This is a genomic window from Agrobacterium sp. GD03872 (genome assembly GCF_029840625.1).
In the GTDB taxonomy this organism is placed as follows: Bacteria; Pseudomonadota; Alphaproteobacteria; order Rhizobiales; family Rhizobiaceae; genus Agrobacterium; species Agrobacterium fabrum_A.
On the sequence record NZ_JAOCCY010000001.1, the window covers coordinates 276,596 to 291,562 of the forward strand.

Below are 14,967 nucleotides of genomic sequence, written 5' to 3' on the forward strand. Positions count from 1 at the left end.
CAATGCGGTACGCGGTTTAAGCAGAGGTAAATGCTGCACCGCAAATTTGATGAATGTTGTCGTTTTGTTCACTTATCGCTGGCAGGGTCGCAGCCGGAAAGATAAGGTAGCTCATGCAAAAGACGATTCGAATCATCGGTATCGACCCCGGATTGCGGCGCACCGGCTGGGGTGTGATCGAAACCCTCGGCAACAGCCTGCGGTTTGTCGCCTCCGGCACGGTGACATCGGATGGCGATATGGATCTCGCCTCCCGCCTCTGCCAGCTGCATGACGGCCTGGCGGATATCGTGCACAGCCATCAGCCGGACGAGGCGGCGGTGGAGCAGACTTTCGTGAACAAGGATGCGGTCGCCACTCTGAAACTCGGCCAGGCGCGCGGCATCGCCATGCTGGTGCCGGCGCGCGCGGGGTTGCCGGTCTTCGAATATGCGCCGAATGCGGTGAAGAAAGCCGTCATCGGCGTCGGGCACGGCGAAAAGCAGCAAATTCACATGATGCTGAAAATCCTGATGCCGAAAGCTGAATTCAAGGGTAACGATGCGGCGGACGCGCTCGCCATCGCCATCTGCCACGCCCATAATCGCGGCGGTGACAGGATGCGGCGGCTCCTGGCGGCCGGCTGAATAGAAAGTCTCACTGAGCGGGCGGCATCATGATCGGAAAATTGAAGGGCAGCATCGAGGAAATCGGCGCGGATTACGTGCTGGTGGATGTGCACGGCGTCTGTTACGTCGCCTATTGTTCGGCGCGCACGCTGTCGAAAATCGGCTCCGTCGGGGAGGCGGTGGTGCTGTTTATCGAAACCTATGTACGTGAGGACCAGCTGAAGCTGTTCGGGTTCCTGTCGGCACTGGAGCGGGAATGGTTCAATCTGCTGCAGAGCGTGCAGGGGGTCGGCTCGAAAGTGGCCTTGGCCGTCCTTTCCACGCTGTCGCCCTCCGAACTGGCCAATGCCATCGCGCTTCAGGACAAGGTGATGATTTCGCGTGCGCCGGGTGTCGGACCGAAGGTGGCGGTGCGCCTCGTGACCGAACTTCGCAACAAGGCGCCCGCCTTTGCCGGAGAAGCTTCGGCGTCCATCGGGCTCAAGCAGGAAATTGGTGAGGGTGTTGCTTCCGCGCCTGTGGCGGATGCCGTCTCCGCGCTCACCAATCTCGGCTATTCGCGCGATCAGGCGGCCAATGCGGTTGCCGCCGCATTGAAGAATGGCGGGGAGGGCGGTGACAGCGCCAGGCTGATCCGGCTCGGGCTGAAGGAGCTTTCGCGGTAGGCTGAGCGCGGTACATATGCTGTTCGGGCGCGATATTGAATTTCGTGAAGCGCCTTGACGCGACAGTCATGATATAGCGGCGAAGACCATCTCATGAATTCGGTTAGAACAATGGAATGCCCTGAATGAGCGATGCGGACAGACTGATTTCTGCGGACAAGCGCGGTGAGGACATCGACACCACCATGCGTCCACAGTCGCTGGACGATTTTACTGGCCAGGCGGAGGCGCGCGCCAATCTCAAGGTGTTCATCGAGGCGGCCAAGAACCGTGGCGAGGCGCTGGATCATGTGCTCTTCGTCGGCCCGCCCGGCCTCGGCAAGACCACGCTGGCGCAGATCATGGCCAAGGAACTTGGCGTCAATTTCAAGTCCACCTCCGGGCCAGTCATTGCCAAGGCGGGTGATCTCGCCGCACTTCTGACGAATCTCGAAGAGCGTGACGTGCTCTTCATCGATGAAATCCACCGTCTCAACCCGGCGGTTGAGGAAATTCTCTATCCTGCCATGGAGGACTTCCAGCTCGATCTCATCATCGGCGAGGGGCCGGCGGCACGTTCGGTGAAGATCGATCTTTCCAAATTCACCCTTGTTGCCGCCACGACCCGTCTCGGCCTCTTGACGACGCCGCTGCGCGACCGCTTTGGCATTCCCGTCCGGCTGGCTTTCTACACCGTCGATGAACTGGAACTCATTGTCCGCCGCGGGGCGCGGCTGATGGGGCTCAACATGACCGATCAGGGTGCGCGCGAGGTGGCAAGGCGGGCGCGCGGCACGCCGCGTATCGCCGGACGGCTATTGCGCCGCGTGCGTGATTTCGCCGAGGTGGCGCGGGCAGAAGCCGTTACCCGCGAGATCGCCGACGAGGCTTTGACGCGGCTTCTGGTCGACAATATGGGGCTCGACCAGCTGGACATGCGGTATCTCACCATGATCGCCGTCAATTTCGGCGGCGGCCCGGTCGGCATCGAAACCATCGCTGCGGGTCTTTCGGAGCCGCGCGACGCGATTGAGGACATCATCGAACCCTACATGATCCAGCAGGGTTTCATCCAGCGCACGCCGCGCGGGCGTATTCTGACGACGACAGCCTGGAAACACTTGGGCATGCAGCCGCCGAAGGACCTCGAGGCGGCGCAGTTCCGGCTGACGCTTGAGGACGATTGAGTGATTTCCCGTCGCACCTTTCTTAAAATCCTTGGAGGAGGCTTTGCGGGTGCTGTGACGCTTGGTTCTTATGCTTTCGGCTTCGAGCCGCTGCTTCGGCTTAAAGTGACCCGTTACACGCTGACGCCGCCCGGCTGGACACCGGGTCTCAAACTGCGGCTGGTGGTGCTTGCCGATATTCATGCCTGCGAGCCGTGGATGTCCGCTGCCCGGATTTCCGCGATCTGCAATCATGCCAACAGTCTTGGCGGTGACGTGGTGCTGCTGCTTGGCGACTATGCTGCCGGCATGAATCTTGTGACGCGCTATGTGCATTCGAGAGATTGGTCGAAGGCCCTTGCGGTACTGAAAGCGCCGCTTGGCGTTCATGCGATCATGGGCAATCATGACTGGTGGGAAGATCGGTCCGCGCAGAAGGCCGGCGGCGGAGAGACGTTCGGTCACAAGGCGCTTGCCGATGTCGGCATCGCCGTCTACGGTAACCGTGCCTTGCGGCTGGAGAAGAATGGCCAAGGCTTCTGGATAGCAGGGCTGGAGGACCAGCTTGCACTGTTGCCGGGCAAGAAATGGGATCGCCCAAGTATGCGCGGACTGGATGATCTCGACGGCACCCTCGCTCAGGTGACGGACAAGGCGCCGATCATCCTCATGGCGCATGAACCGGATGTCTTTCCCAAAGTGCCTTCCCGCGTGGCCTTGACGTTGTCCGGGCACACTCACGGTGGACAAATACGGTTTTTGGGCCGTTCGCCTGTCGTGCCATCGCGCTACGGCAATCGCTACGCTTATGGGCATGTGATCGAAGACAGCCGTAACCTGATTGTCTCAGGTGGTCTTGGTTGTTCCATCGCACCCGTCCGCTTTGGCGTTCCGCCGGAAATCGCGGTCGTTGATCTTGGAGCATCGGCCTGAGTTTCTCTTCCGCGCGAAGGCTCTGAAAAGTAGCTCGGAGCTTGAGCACGCCGATTGAACGATGCCATCATTCGACCAGGGAGGATGGAGATGGTTTACGATCCGCTGCGGGTTTTCCGCAAACTAGCGCGCAATAACCGGTTGGCCAATTTCCGGCTGCACCAGGCCTGTCTTCAGCTTTCGCAGGAGGCGTTCGTTACTCATCGTGTCAGTTTTTTTCCCACGCTCAGGGCAACGCTGAACCACATCTACACCGTCGACCGCTTTTATATCGATGCCGTCAAAGGTGGCACGCTCGGCCTCGCCGCCTTCGCCGAAGGGGAGCCATTCGCCACCATGGCGGATCTGCGCGTCGCCCAGGCGGAGCTTGACGAGACGCTGATAACATTTGTCGATGGTCTGGGTGAAGACGGCCTTGCGGCTAACGTCAATATCCATCGCGGTACGCGCATCCAGCAGGATCGCTGCGATGATGTCCTCTCCCATCTCTTCCAGCACCAGACGCATCATCGCGGACAGGCGCATGCGATGTTGTCGGGCACTGCGATAAAGCCGCCGCAACTGGATGAATTCATTGTGGGAGATGATGCGAAGGCGAGAAAAGACGAGATGAATGCGTTAGGGTGGACGGAAACCGATTTGATGTTTCCAGCCCGCAGGCCAGCACCATGACACAGGATACCAAGCAGGACACCCGCATCCGCATGAAATTCAAGCCGAAGCGCATTTTCCAGATGCGTGTCGCGGGGCTGGCGTTTCGCAATGGCCATGTGCTGGTGCACCGGGCGTCGCATGAAAAATTCTGGACCTTTCCGGGCGGTCGCGCCGAAATGGGTGAACGCTCCGAAGAAACGCTGGCGCGGGAAATGGTCGAGGAGCTTGGTGTCGAGGCCAAGGTGGGACGCCTTCTCTGGGCGGTCGAAAATTTCTTCCATTATGAAGGCAAGGACTGGCACGAACTCGGATTTTATTACCTGATGGACCTGCCGGAGACGCTGGCCTTTCATCCGACCGGCATCATCCACCGCGTTCAGGACGGCGACAACGAGCTGGAGTTCCGCTGGGTCGCCGCGACGCGTCAGGCATTGACGGAGCTTGATATTCCGCCCTATTTCATCGCCGACGAAATAGAGCACCTGCCGAAGGCCACGAGACATCTCGTGTGGCATGACGGCGATCTGGACGATAAATGACCTCTGCCCCTGAACGCCACATGATCCGGCTTGACCGGAAACCGCAGCTTTTCAGCATGCGGGTTGCGGCGCTGATCTTGCAGAACGGCCATCTTCTCGTCCAGCGCGGCACCAGGGATAATTATTGGGCCTTGCCCGGTGGCCGTGCCGAAATCGGTGAAAGCTCGCAGGAAACCATCATCCGCGAGATCGGTGAGGAGCTCGACCGGGATTGTTCGGTTGAGCGTCTTCTCTGGTCGGCCGAGAATTTTTCGCCTATGACGATTATGCGGCGCATGAGCTGGGATTTTATTATCTCGTTTCACTTCGCCAGCCTCTGCCGTTCCATGAAAGCGATATCGTGCATCGGGTGTTGGATGGCGTCGAGGTGGAGTTCCGCTGGCTGCCCGCGCGGCCGTCCGCGCTTCTGAAGAACGATCTGAGGCCCCGTTTCATCGCGGAGCGTATCGAGGCGCTGCCGCAACGGCATGAGCATCTCATCGTCCGCGAAGGCCGTTCCGATGTTGCCGAAATTCTCAAGGAGACAGTATGAGCGAGCTTGTGGTTTCGCTTTCGGGTGAGCTTATCGAACATGGCCACCGCCTGACGCAGCGTGTCTATTACGAGGATACGGATTTCTCCGGCCTCGTTTATCACGCCCGTTATCTGCATTTTCTCGAGCGCGGGCGCACCGATTACCTGCGTTGCCTCGGCTGCGAACAAAGCGCGCTTCTCACCGCCGATGAGGAGGGGCTGGTCTTCGTCGTGCATCGCATGGAGATCGATTTCAAAAGCCCGGCGCGGATGGATGACGTGTTGACCGTCACGACCATTACCGAGAAGGCCGGCGGCGCGAAAATGGTGCTCAACCAGGAAATCCGGCGCGGCGAAACGCTGCTGGTCGCCGCCAAGGTCATCATCGCCGTCATCAATGCCAATGGCCGGCCAAGGCGTCTTCCGGAGACGGTGGCGGAAAAATTCCTGAAGTAATTGACGGCCGGGTCCAGTAAATCCATGGCGCGTGGCCCGGCTGTAACACTCCTTTAACCATAATGGTGTCTTACTTTAGCAACTGGCATTTGTGCGGCGCACGCCTTCCTTTCACCAAATTTATTGGCAAGTAAGGCTTACTGGCAAGTATCGGGGTATGGCAAAGGGGTTGGCGGCAGTCGCCGCAGGACTTCGAGCGTTAACACGCGTTTGAATCGCCCGGTCCCGTACCGGGCGTTTGGATTCGGGGATTGGATATTTATGGAACAGGCAGGTTTGGCAGCGGCGACGCACGATGTAAGTCTCTGGGCACTGTTTATGCAGGCGGGCCTCATCGTGAAGCTCGTGATGATCGGACTTATCGCCGCCTCGGTCTGGACGTGGGCGATCGTCTTCGACAAATATGTGAGCTTCGGCAAGGCAAAGCGCCAGTTCGACCAGTTCGAACAGGTCTTCTGGTCGGGCCAGTCGCTCGAGGAACTTTATCGCACGCTGGCGGAACGCCAGAATGGCGGTCTCGCGGCAATTTTCGTTTCCGCCATGCGGGAATGGAAAAAATCGTTCGAGCGCGGCGCACGTTCGCCCATCGGCCTGCAGATGCGTATCGACAGGGCAATGGATGTGACGATTGCGCGTGAAGGCGAACAATACGAGGCCCGCCTCGGTTCGCTCGCCACCATCGGTTCGGCCGGCCCCTTCATCGGCCTCTTCGGTACGGTTGTCGGTATCATGACCTCGTTCCAGGCGATTGCCGGTTCGAAGTCGACCAACCTTGCGGTCGTGGCGCCGGGTATCGCCGAAGCGCTTCTGGCAACGGCTATCGGCCTTGTTGCGGCTATTCCGGCGGTTATCGCCTATAACAAGTTCACGGCCGACGCGCACAAGCTTTCCGCCCGTATGGAAGGTTTCGCTGACGAGTTCTCCGCGATCCTGTCGCGCCAGATCGATGAAAAACTTCAGACACGGCAGGCCGCCCAATAAGCGGCCCCAATGCATGCTGTGCAGTAATTTGCCGCAAGGCAAAATGGAGTAGATGATATGGGTATGTCAGCAGGTGGCAGCGGCGGCGGTTCCGGTGGACGCCGGGGTGGGCGCGGCGGACGGCGCAAAGGCGGCGCGATAAGCGAGATCAACGTAACGCCGCTGGTCGACGTCATGCTCGTGCTGCTCATCATCTTCATGGTGGCAGCGCCGATGATGACGGTCGGCGTGCCGATCGACCTGCCGCAGACCTCCGCCAATGCGCTGAATTCGGACACGCAGCCGATCACCATTTCCGTCAACGCCAATGGTCAGATCCATTTGCAGGAAACGGAAATCCAGGCGGCAGAGGTGGCCGACAAGCTGCAGGCAATCGCCACGACTGGTTATAACGAACGTATCTTCGTGCGCGCGGATTCCGTTGCCGCCTATGGCGTCGTTGCCGATGTGATGGCGCGTATCCAGGCGGCAGGCTTCAAAAATATCGGCCTTGTGACCCAGCAGAAACAGGACAATTGACGTAAAACGATGAAGGGCAGCCTTACCACATCCGCGATCGTGCACGCGTCGCTTCTGGCTTTCGCCCTCGTCTCCCTGGGCTCGCCGGAACCGCTCGACGTGTCGCAGGCCGAGGCACTGCCCGTGGAGCTGGTGCCCATCGAGGAACTGACCCAGATCCAGCAGGGCGACAAGAACGCGCCCAAGGCGGAGAAGTCCGCGCCCGTTCCGACTACGCGTCCGGATATCGTCGAAAATTCGCAAAATGTTGGTAACAACACGGTCGATCTCGATGCACCGCCGACGCCGACCACCAAGCCCAACGACAATATCAGCGCCGCTGCTCCGCCAAAGCAGGAGAAGCCGCAGCCGGTCGTCGATACCAAGGCGAACGAGGTAAAGGAAATCGTCAAGGAAGAAACCTCGGCTCCCAAGCCGCAGGAAATGGCCGCCTTGCCGCAGACCAAGCCGGAAATAACACCGCAGCCGAAAACGGAGCCGCCGCCGCAGGAAACCAAGGCGGAAGAGCCGCCGCCGGCAACGCAGGAGCCGGCCGAAATTCCCGTGCCGCAGAACGTGCCGCGTCCGAATTCCCGCCCGGAGCCGCCGAAGCCGGAAGAGCCGAAACAGGCCGAGACCAAGCCCGCTGAGCAGAAGCCTGCTGAAAAACCGGCCGAAACCAAGCCCGATCAGGCAAAGTCCACGGACAAGCCCTCTGACAAGAAGCCTGGCGAGAAGAAGCAGGAGACTGCGAAATCCGCCTCTTCGAAGGAAAGCGATTTCAACGCTGACGATATCGCAGCACTTTTGAACAAGCAGGCGCCCTCGGGTGGCGGCGCGAAGCGTTCCACCCAACAGGCAGCCCTTGGCGGCAAGAAATCGACCGGTGGCTCGACGCTCAGCCAGACGGAAATGGATGCGCTGCGCGGCGCGATCCAGAAGAACTGGCAGATCATTCCCGGCATGGCGGATGCCTCGGACGTCCGCGTTCGGGTCACCATGAAGCTTGACCGTGATGGTTCCATCATCGGTCGCCCCGAGATCGAGGCGACGGGCGGCTCGGAAGGAACGCGCCGCGCTCTTTCCGGCGGAGCTTATCGCGCCATCATGCGCTCTGCTCCGTTCACGAACCTTCCCGCCGACAAATATGACGCATGGAACGAAGTTGTCGTGAACTTCGATCCCAGTGAATTGCTATGAATGCTGAAAGGCCTGGCAACATGAAAATATTCTCGCCGATCCGGCTGGTGCTCGCTGTCGCGGCCCTCATGTCGGTTTTCTCCGTACCGGCTTTTGCGCGGGTGGAAATCAACATCAACAAGGGCAATGTCGAGCCGCTGCCCATCGCCATCACCGACTTCATGTCGAGCGACGGCATTGGCGCGCAGGTTTCCGCGGTCATCGCCGCCGACCTGCAGCGTTCCGGCCTTTTCGCACCGGTCAATAAGAGCGCCTTCATCGAAAAGATCAGCAATCCGGATCAGCAGCCGCGTTTCGAGGACTGGAAGGTCATCAACGCCCAGGCGCTCGTGACCGGTCGCGTGACGCGTGAAAGCGATGGCCGCCTGCGCGCCGAATTCCGCCTGTGGGATACGTTCGCCAACCAGCAGATGACCGGCCAGCAGTTCTTTACCCAGCCGGAAAACTGGCGCCGCGTCGCTCACATCATCGCCGACGCCATCTATGAGCGCATCACCGGTGAAAAGGGTTACTTCGACACCCGCGTCGTCTTCGTCTCCGAAAGCGGCCCGAAGACGGCCCGCAAGCGCCAGCTGTCGATCATGGATCAGGACGGTTTCAACGTCCGCAACCTCACCAACTCGAACGACATCGTTCTGACGCCGCGTTTCTCGCCGAACCGTCAGGAAGTGACCTACATGTCCTTTGAAGGCCAGCAGCCGCGCGTTTACCTGCTGCAGCTGGAAACCGGACAGCGTGAAGTTGTCGGCAATTTCCCCGGCATGACATTCTCGCCGCGCTTCTCGCCTGACGGGCAGAAGGTCATCATGAGCCTGCAGCAGGATGGCAATGCCAATATCTACACCATGGACCTGCGCTCGCGCACAACGACACGGCTGACCAATACGTCGGCGATCGATACCGCGCCGTCCTATTCGCCTGACGGTCAGCGTGTCGCCTTTGAAAGCGACCGCGGCGGTCGTCAGCAGATCTACGTCATGAATGCCGATGGCTCCGGCCAGCAGCGCGTTTCCTTCGGCGATGGTTCCTATTCCACGCCGGTCTGGTCGCCGCGCGGCGATCTGATCGCCTTCACCAAGCAGTCGGGCGGCAAGTTCTCCATCGGCGTGATGAAAACAGACGGTTCGGGTGAACGCATCCTGACCAGCGGTTTCCACAATGAAGGCCCCACCTGGGCGCCGAACGGCCGCGTGCTGATGTTCTTCCGCCAGAACGCCGGCGCCGGCGGCCCGCAGCTCTATTCGATCGACCTGACGGGCTATAACGAACAGCTCATCAAGACGCCCACCTTCGCTTCGGATCCGGCATGGTCGCCGCTTCTGGACTGATATGACTGCCGTGACGGCGCCGGCATGAACCGGCGCCGTCATGTTTTACGCATGCTATAGGGGAATGCGCCTCTTTCTTGCCGCAAAGTGTTGTGAGGGAGCAAAAAAGTGGGACATTTCCTTTCTGTTAACCATAGGCGTTTGCCGGCTATTAACCGCGATCCGTTAGTGTCCGGCAACGTTATTGAAATCCTAAGGAGAGACCGGCGATGAGCCGTACACACATTTCGGCACTCAGCCCCATGCAGAAACTGGCCCGTAACCCGGCTGTCATCGCCATGACGCTCGCGCTTGCCCTCGCAGGCTGCGCGAACAAGAAGAACATGCCGAACAGCGCCGGTGAACTTGGCCTTGGTGGCGCGGGCTCCGCAACGCCGGGCTCCCAGCAGGACTTCACGGTCAATGTCGGCGACCGTATCTTCTTCGACACCGACTCCACCTCGATCCGCGCCGACGCCCAGCAGACCCTGCAGCGCCAGGCCCAATGGCTCGCCCGTTACCCGAACTACGCCATCACCGTCGAAGGCCATGCCGACGAGCGCGGTACGCGTGAATACAACCTGGCGCTCGGCGCCCGTCGTGCGGCCGCCACCCGCGACTTCCTGGCTTCCCAGGGCGTTCCGGCAAACCGCATGAAGACGATCTCCTACGGCAAGGAACGTCCGGTCGCCGTTTGCGACGACATCTCCTGCTGGTCGCAGAACCGCCGCGCCGTGACGGTTCTCGGTGGCGCGGGCATGTGATTGCCTGACGTTATTGTGATCTTGAATGAGAGGCGGTCTTCGGGCCGCCTTTTGTTTTTTTCATAGTTTGGCCGAAGTTAAGTTGCTTTTTCGGTTGATATGGAAAAAATCCGGCTTGCGCCATTCCGGTGCAAATCAGTTAAGGCAGGACGAATGAGATGAAGAAACTTGTCGTGGCGGGAATGCTGGGGCTTGCAGCCTGCACCGGCTTGAGCGGCACTGCCGTTTCGGGTCCGCTGTTCGGTGCGGGGGGTAGCTTCGGCACGATCAACTCTCAGCAGCAGCCCCCGGTCATCCGGGTTCAGGCCAATGAAGCCTATCGGGTTCAGCAGCTTGAAGAACAGATCCGGCAGCTCAACGGCCGTATCGAAGAAATGAGCTTCCAGCTTCTGCAGATGCAGGAAACGATCCGCAAGGCGCAGGAAGACAATGAGTTCCGCTTCCAGGAACTGGAAAGCGGCAAGGCTGCAAGCCCAACCGCTGCACCGAAAAAGAAGGCGGAAGCCAGTCCGGTCAATCCGGCCACGCCGCCGACCGACGACGTTGCAACGATCATCGAAACGCCACCCGAGGGTGGCGCTTCCATTTCTCCGCCTGCTTCCTCCACGGGTGCGCCGGGAGAGACGACGCTCGGCTCCATCGAACTCGATTCCAAGGGAATGCCTGTCGGTGGTACGCTGAACCAGAACGCCAACAATTCCTCCGGCAACCTTCCCGGTGTGGCCACGGGCAACACCGCCGCCCGTAAGACCGACCCTGTCAATACGGCGGCGCTGACCAGCGAAGGCGATATCTATCAGGCCGCTTACGGTCATGTGCTTTCCGGTGACTACAAGCTGGCGGAACAGGGGTTCCAGCAATATCTGCAAGGTTATCCCAAGGGCACGAAGGCTGCGGATGCGAGCTTCTGGCTGGGCGAGGCGCAATATTCCCAGGGCAAGTTCAATGAGGCCGCAAAAACCTTCCTGAACGGCCATCAGGCCTATGGCAAATCTCCGAAAGCGCCGGAAATGCTGATGAAACTCGGCATGTCGCTTGCCGCTCTCGACAATACCGAAACCGCCTGCGCCACGCTGCGTGAGGTGCCGAAGCGCTATCCCAATGCCTCGAAGACCGTGCTGAGCAAAGTTGCCAGCGAACAGAAGCGGCTGAGCTGCTGATTTTTCCCTGCCATGGCGGGTATTTCCATGCCGGTTGATGCCCCCACTCCGAATGAAAAGACAATTGCGCCGCTCACGGCGGCAAGGTCTTTTGTCGAAAATCTCCGCAAACCCTCCCATATTCTCGTCGCAATCTCCGGCGGCAGCGATTCCACCGGCCTGTTGCTGGCGTTGCAGGAGACAATGGCGGAGATGGATCGGGCCGGCTTGCGCCTTTCCGCCGTAACGGTCGACCATGCGCTGAGAGCGGAATCCACCGATGAGGCGCGTAAGGTGGCGATGCTTTGCGCCGAACTTGGCATTCCCCACGTCACCCGCCGATGGGACGGTGCCAAACCGGTCTCCGGCCTTTCCGAAGCTTCCCGGCTTGCCCGCTATCGCCTGATCGCCGACGTCGCTCGCGAGACCGGCGCTGATCTTGTCGCGACCGGACATACTGTCGGTGACCAGCGTGAAACCGTGGCGATGCGCGCCGCCCGCAGCAGCGGCTCTGACAATCCCGGTCTCTCCGGCATGGCGGATGCGGTCTTATACGATGGCCGCCACTGGATCATGCGGCCGTTTCTGATGTGTGAGAGGCAGGCGATCCGTGACTATTTGTCTTCCCGTTCACGCGGCTGGTTTGACGATCCGAGCAATGAAAATACCCGATATGAGAGGGTGCGTGTACGGCAGGCGCTTCCCGTCTCTCCCGTCCGGATCGATGCGGAAACCTCTCTCAAAAGACAGGCGCTTTCCAAAACAACGGCCGCTTTCCTGCGCGAACACGCACAGGTTTTCCATGCCGCTCTCGCCAGATTAGCCGGCGATGGCGTCAATCCCGATCTTCCCGAGTTCCGGCAAGGGCTGGCGGCATTGGTCGCGACCCTTGGCGGCAGGGCATTTTTTCCAGCCGCAGGCAGCATGGAGCGCGTCTTGCGGTTTCTCAAAACGGCTGAAAACGGGCGACTGACGGTTGGTCGCGTCCTGCTCGATCGCCGGCGGGACGGGCTTTATATGGTCCGCGAGCAGCGAAACCTGCCGGAGCTTCATATCGGTGCACATGAACAGGGGCTGTGGGACGATCGTTTCCTCGTCAAGAACGAATCGGCTTTTCCAGCTCATGTCAAAGCGCATGGGGTCAGCGGTGCTGCGGAAGCGGCCGCGCTTTTTCCGTCTGTACCGGCCGGGGTGGCTAAACCGGCAATGGCGGGCCTGCCGCAAATCGCCGCAGTGGCCGATGGGTCGGTTTCCCTGGCGGAGACCGTGACCGTCATACCGAGGCTCGCACCTTTCGATCTTTTCCTGCCGCGTTTCGACCTTGAGTTGGCGAATGCAATCGCCAATTTATTCGGACGGGCCGCCTATCCACAGCCCCCGGTTTAAATCCGGCCTCTTTTTCGTGAATTGCCATGGAATAGTTTTTACACCAAAACGCATCAGAAAATGCGCTTTGCCTTGGCAACGGCATATGTCGTCCTTATGTTAGGGGCACGTAATAGCGGGCAGCAGACATGCCCGTGTGAGTTCGGGGAGTTCGATGAACCCAAATTTCAGAAATTTCGCCTTGTGGGCCGTGATCGCCCTCTTGCTGATCGCGTTGTTCAGCATGTTCCAGACGTCGCCGACGCAAACGGGTTCGCGGGAAATTCCGTATTCCCAGTTTCTTCGCGATGTGGATTCCGGGCGAGTTCGCGACGTGACCGTCACCGGTAACCGGGTTCTCGGAACCTATACCGAAAACGGCACGGCCTTTCAGACCTATTCCCCCGTCATTGACGACAGCCTGATGGAGCGCTTGCAGAGCAAGAACGTGACCATCGTGGCGCGTCCCGAAAGCGACGGTTCCTCCGGTTTTCTGAGCTATCTCGGCACGCTTCTGCCGATGTTCCTCATTCTCGGTGTCTGGCTGTTCTTCATGCGGCAGATGCAGGGCGGTTCGCGCGGTGCGATGGGCTTTGGCAAGTCCAAGGCCAAGCTTCTGACGGAAGCCCATGGCCGCGTGACGTTTGACGACGTCGCCGGCGTGGACGAAGCCAAGCAGGATCTTGAGGAAATCGTCGAATTCCTGCGCGATCCGCAGAAGTTCCAGCGTCTCGGCGGTAAAATTCCGCGCGGCGTGCTGCTCGTCGGCCCGCCCGGCACGGGTAAGACGCTGCTGGCGCGTTCCGTCGCCGGTGAAGCCAATGTGCCGTTCTTCACCATTTCCGGTTCCGACTTCGTGGAAATGTTCGTCGGCGTCGGCGCAAGCCGCGTGCGTGACATGTTCGAGCAGGCCAAGAAGAACGCGCCCTGCATCATCTTCATCGACGAAATCGACGCCGTCGGTCGCCATCGTGGCGCCGGTCTTGGCGGCGGTAACGACGAGCGCGAACAGACGCTGAACCAGCTGCTGGTCGAGATGGACGGTTTCGAGGCGAATGAGGGCATCATCCTCATCGCCGCTACCAACCGTCCTGATGTTCTTGACCCCGCACTTCTGCGTCCTGGCCGTTTCGACCGTCAGGTCGTCGTGCCGAACCCGGACATCGTTGGCCGCGAGCGCATCCTCAAGGTGCATATCCGCAACGTGCCGCTGGCGCCGAATGTCGATCTCAAGGTTCTGGCCCGCGGCACCCCCGGTTTTTCGGGCGCGGACCTGATGAACCTCGTCAACGAAGCCGCCCTGATGGCCGCCCGCCGCAACAAGCGTGTGGTCACCATGCAGGAATTCGAAGACGCCAAGGACAAGATCATGATGGGTGCGGAACGCCGCTCCTCCGCCATGACCGAGGCCGAAAAGAAATTGACCGCCTACCACGAAGCCGGCCATGCCATCACCGCGCTGAAGGTTGCCGTGGCCGATCCGTTGCACAAGGCGACGATCATCCCGCGCGGCCGTGCACTCGGCATGGTCATGCAGCTGCCGGAAGGCGACCGCTATTCCATGAGCTACAAGTGGATGGTATCGCGCCTCGTCATCATGATGGGTGGCCGCGTTGCCGAGGAACTGACCTTCGGCAAGGAAAACATTACCTCCGGCGCGTCTTCGGATATCGAGCAGGCCACCAAGCTTGCCCGCGCCATGGTGACGCAATGGGGCTTCTCCGATGCTCTCGGCCAGGTCTCCTACGGTGAGAACCAGCAGGAGGTCTTCCTTGGTCACTCCGTCTCGCAGTCGAAGAATGTCTCCGAGGCGACGGCCCAGACCATCGATACCGAGGTTCGCCGTCTTATCGACGAGGCTTATGGCGAGGCACGCCGCATCCTGACGGAAAATCACGATGGTTTCGTTGCGATTGCCGAAGGTCTTCTCGAATACGAAACCCTGACGGGTGACGAGATCAAGGCCCTGCTGAAGGGTGAGAAGCCCGCTCGCGATCTGGGCGACGATTCTCCAGGTAGCCGTGGTTCGGCAGTGCCGAAGGCCGGCACCAAGAAGGACGGTACGAGCGAAGTTAAGGGTGATGGCGAAGCCAAGGGCGACGGCGAAGCCGAAGGCGGCATGGAGCCGCAGCCGCATTGATCGCTCACGCAAGCCGATGATTGTAAAAGGCCATCCGGGGTTTCCGGGTGGCCTTTTCAT

Annotated in this window: 15 protein-coding genes and 1 pseudogene; all 16 read left to right on the forward strand. The window is 60.0% G+C overall.

Annotated features, from left to right (window positions below; all coding sequences use genetic code 11):
* The first annotated feature begins 113 nt into the window (after nt 1-113).
* The 16 genes and pseudogenes from ruvC to ftsH all read left to right on the forward strand — a co-directional run bounded on the left by ruvC (nt 114) and on the right by ftsH (nt 14,907).
* The gene (ruvC, locus tag N5D22_RS01260; RefSeq protein ID WP_279655734.1) at nt 114-626 is read left to right on the forward strand and encodes a crossover junction endodeoxyribonuclease RuvC; all 513 of its coding nucleotides are present in this window, start codon (nt 114-116) and stop codon (nt 624-626) included.
* Between the two features lie 29 nt (nt 627-655).
* Nucleotides 656-1,273 carry a Holliday junction branch migration protein RuvA gene (ruvA, locus tag N5D22_RS01265; protein ID WP_279655735.1) on the forward strand — a complete coding sequence of 206 codons (618 nt, stop codon included), beginning with the start codon at nt 656-658 and terminating at the stop codon, nt 1,271-1,273.
* A gap of 125 nt (nt 1,274-1,398) precedes the next feature.
* Nucleotides 1,399-2,439 carry a Holliday junction branch migration DNA helicase RuvB gene (gene ruvB / locus N5D22_RS01270; RefSeq protein ID WP_279655736.1) on the forward strand — a complete coding sequence of 347 codons (1,041 nt, stop codon included), beginning with the start codon at nt 1,399-1,401 and terminating at the stop codon, nt 2,437-2,439.
* Nucleotides 2,440-3,351: a metallophosphoesterase gene (locus N5D22_RS01275; protein ID WP_279655737.1), complete on the forward strand. Its 912-nt coding sequence runs from the start codon at nt 2,440-2,442 to the stop codon at nt 3,349-3,351.
* Between the two features lie 90 nt (nt 3,352-3,441).
* Entirely contained in the window at nt 3,442-4,023 is a 582-nt protein-coding gene (locus N5D22_RS01280) for a DinB family protein (protein ID WP_279655857.1), read from the forward strand.
* Nucleotides 4,020-4,544 (forward strand): NUDIX hydrolase, encoded by a 525-nt coding sequence (locus tag N5D22_RS01285; protein ID WP_279655738.1) that lies wholly within the window; start codon nt 4,020-4,022, stop codon nt 4,542-4,544. The genes N5D22_RS01280 and N5D22_RS01285 overlap by 4 nt, the downstream gene beginning before the upstream one ends.
* A pseudogene (locus N5D22_RS01290) lies at nt 4,541-5,076 on the forward strand (NUDIX hydrolase). Before N5D22_RS01285 ends, N5D22_RS01290 begins: the two are co-directional and overlap by 4 nt.
* Nucleotides 5,073-5,513, forward strand: a complete 441-nt coding sequence (ybgC, locus tag N5D22_RS01295; protein WP_279655739.1) for a tol-pal system-associated acyl-CoA thioesterase — start codon at nt 5,073-5,075, stop codon at nt 5,511-5,513. Before N5D22_RS01290 ends, ybgC begins: the two are co-directional and overlap by 4 nt.
* A 261-nt stretch (nt 5,514-5,774) precedes the next feature.
* Nucleotides 5,775-6,494, forward strand: a complete 720-nt coding sequence (tolQ, locus tag N5D22_RS01300; protein ID WP_003497570.1) for a protein TolQ — start codon at nt 5,775-5,777, stop codon at nt 6,492-6,494.
* Between the two features lie 57 nt (nt 6,495-6,551).
* Complete coding sequence (gene tolR, locus N5D22_RS01305) at nt 6,552-7,013, forward strand: protein TolR (protein ID WP_003506238.1); 462 nt, start codon at nt 6,552-6,554, stop codon at nt 7,011-7,013.
* A gap of 9 nt (nt 7,014-7,022) precedes the next feature.
* Nucleotides 7,023-8,192, forward strand: coding sequence for a hypothetical protein (locus tag N5D22_RS01310; RefSeq protein WP_279655740.1), 1,170 nt, complete (start codon nt 7,023-7,025; stop codon nt 8,190-8,192).
* Between the two features lie 20 nt (nt 8,193-8,212).
* A complete protein-coding gene (gene tolB / locus N5D22_RS01315) occupies nt 8,213-9,520 on the forward strand; it encodes a Tol-Pal system beta propeller repeat protein TolB (protein ID WP_279655741.1) in 1,308 nt (435 codons plus the stop codon).
* Between the two features lie 209 nt (nt 9,521-9,729).
* Nucleotides 9,730-10,263, forward strand: a complete 534-nt coding sequence (gene pal / locus N5D22_RS01320) for a peptidoglycan-associated lipoprotein Pal (protein ID WP_035222239.1) — start codon at nt 9,730-9,732, stop codon at nt 10,261-10,263.
* Between the two features lie 158 nt (nt 10,264-10,421).
* The gene (gene ybgF, locus N5D22_RS01325) at nt 10,422-11,423 is read left to right on the forward strand and encodes a tol-pal system protein YbgF (protein WP_279655742.1); all 1,002 of its coding nucleotides are present in this window, start codon (nt 10,422-10,424) and stop codon (nt 11,421-11,423) included.
* 27 nt (nt 11,424-11,450) lie between these two features.
* On the forward strand, nt 11,451-12,788 hold the full coding sequence (tilS, locus tag N5D22_RS01330; protein WP_279655743.1) for a tRNA lysidine(34) synthetase TilS: 1,338 nt from the start codon (nt 11,451-11,453) through the stop codon (nt 12,786-12,788).
* 154 nt (nt 12,789-12,942) lie between these two features.
* Nucleotides 12,943-14,907 carry an ATP-dependent zinc metalloprotease FtsH gene (ftsH, locus tag N5D22_RS01335; RefSeq protein ID WP_279655744.1) on the forward strand — a complete coding sequence of 655 codons (1,965 nt, stop codon included), beginning with the start codon at nt 12,943-12,945 and terminating at the stop codon, nt 14,905-14,907.
* Nucleotides 14,908-14,967 lie beyond the last annotated feature (60 nt).

Bases quoted from the DNA above. Each gene is read 5' to 3' on its own strand.
- ruvB (WP_279655736.1), top strand. From the start codon at position 1,399: ATGAGCGATGCGGACAGACTGATTTCTGCGGACAAGCGCGGTGAGGAC.
- N5D22_RS01285 (WP_279655738.1), top strand. From the start codon at position 4,020: ATGACACAGGATACCAAGCAGGACACCCGCATCCGCATGAAATTCAAG.
- N5D22_RS01310 (WP_279655740.1), top strand. From the start codon at position 7,023: ATGAAGGGCAGCCTTACCACATCCGCGATCGTGCACGCGTCGCTTCTG.
- tolR (WP_003506238.1), top strand. From the start codon at position 6,552: ATGGGTATGTCAGCAGGTGGCAGCGGCGGCGGTTCCGGTGGACGCCGG.
- ftsH (WP_279655744.1), top strand. From the start codon at position 12,943: ATGAACCCAAATTTCAGAAATTTCGCCTTGTGGGCCGTGATCGCCCTC.
- tolQ (WP_003497570.1), top strand. From the start codon at position 5,775: ATGGAACAGGCAGGTTTGGCAGCGGCGACGCACGATGTAAGTCTCTGG.
- pal (WP_035222239.1), top strand. From the start codon at position 9,730: ATGAGCCGTACACACATTTCGGCACTCAGCCCCATGCAGAAACTGGCC.
- ybgC (WP_279655739.1), top strand. From the start codon at position 5,073: ATGAGCGAGCTTGTGGTTTCGCTTTCGGGTGAGCTTATCGAACATGGC.
- tolB (WP_279655741.1), top strand. From the start codon at position 8,213: ATGAAAATATTCTCGCCGATCCGGCTGGTGCTCGCTGTCGCGGCCCTC.
- N5D22_RS01280 (WP_279655857.1), top strand. From the start codon at position 3,442: ATGGTTTACGATCCGCTGCGGGTTTTCCGCAAACTAGCGCGCAATAAC.
- ybgF (WP_279655742.1), top strand. From the start codon at position 10,422: ATGAAGAAACTTGTCGTGGCGGGAATGCTGGGGCTTGCAGCCTGCACC.
- ruvA (WP_279655735.1), top strand. From the start codon at position 656: ATGATCGGAAAATTGAAGGGCAGCATCGAGGAAATCGGCGCGGATTAC.
- tilS (WP_279655743.1), top strand. From the start codon at position 11,451: ATGCCGGTTGATGCCCCCACTCCGAATGAAAAGACAATTGCGCCGCTC.
- ruvC (WP_279655734.1), top strand. From the start codon at position 114: ATGCAAAAGACGATTCGAATCATCGGTATCGACCCCGGATTGCGGCGC.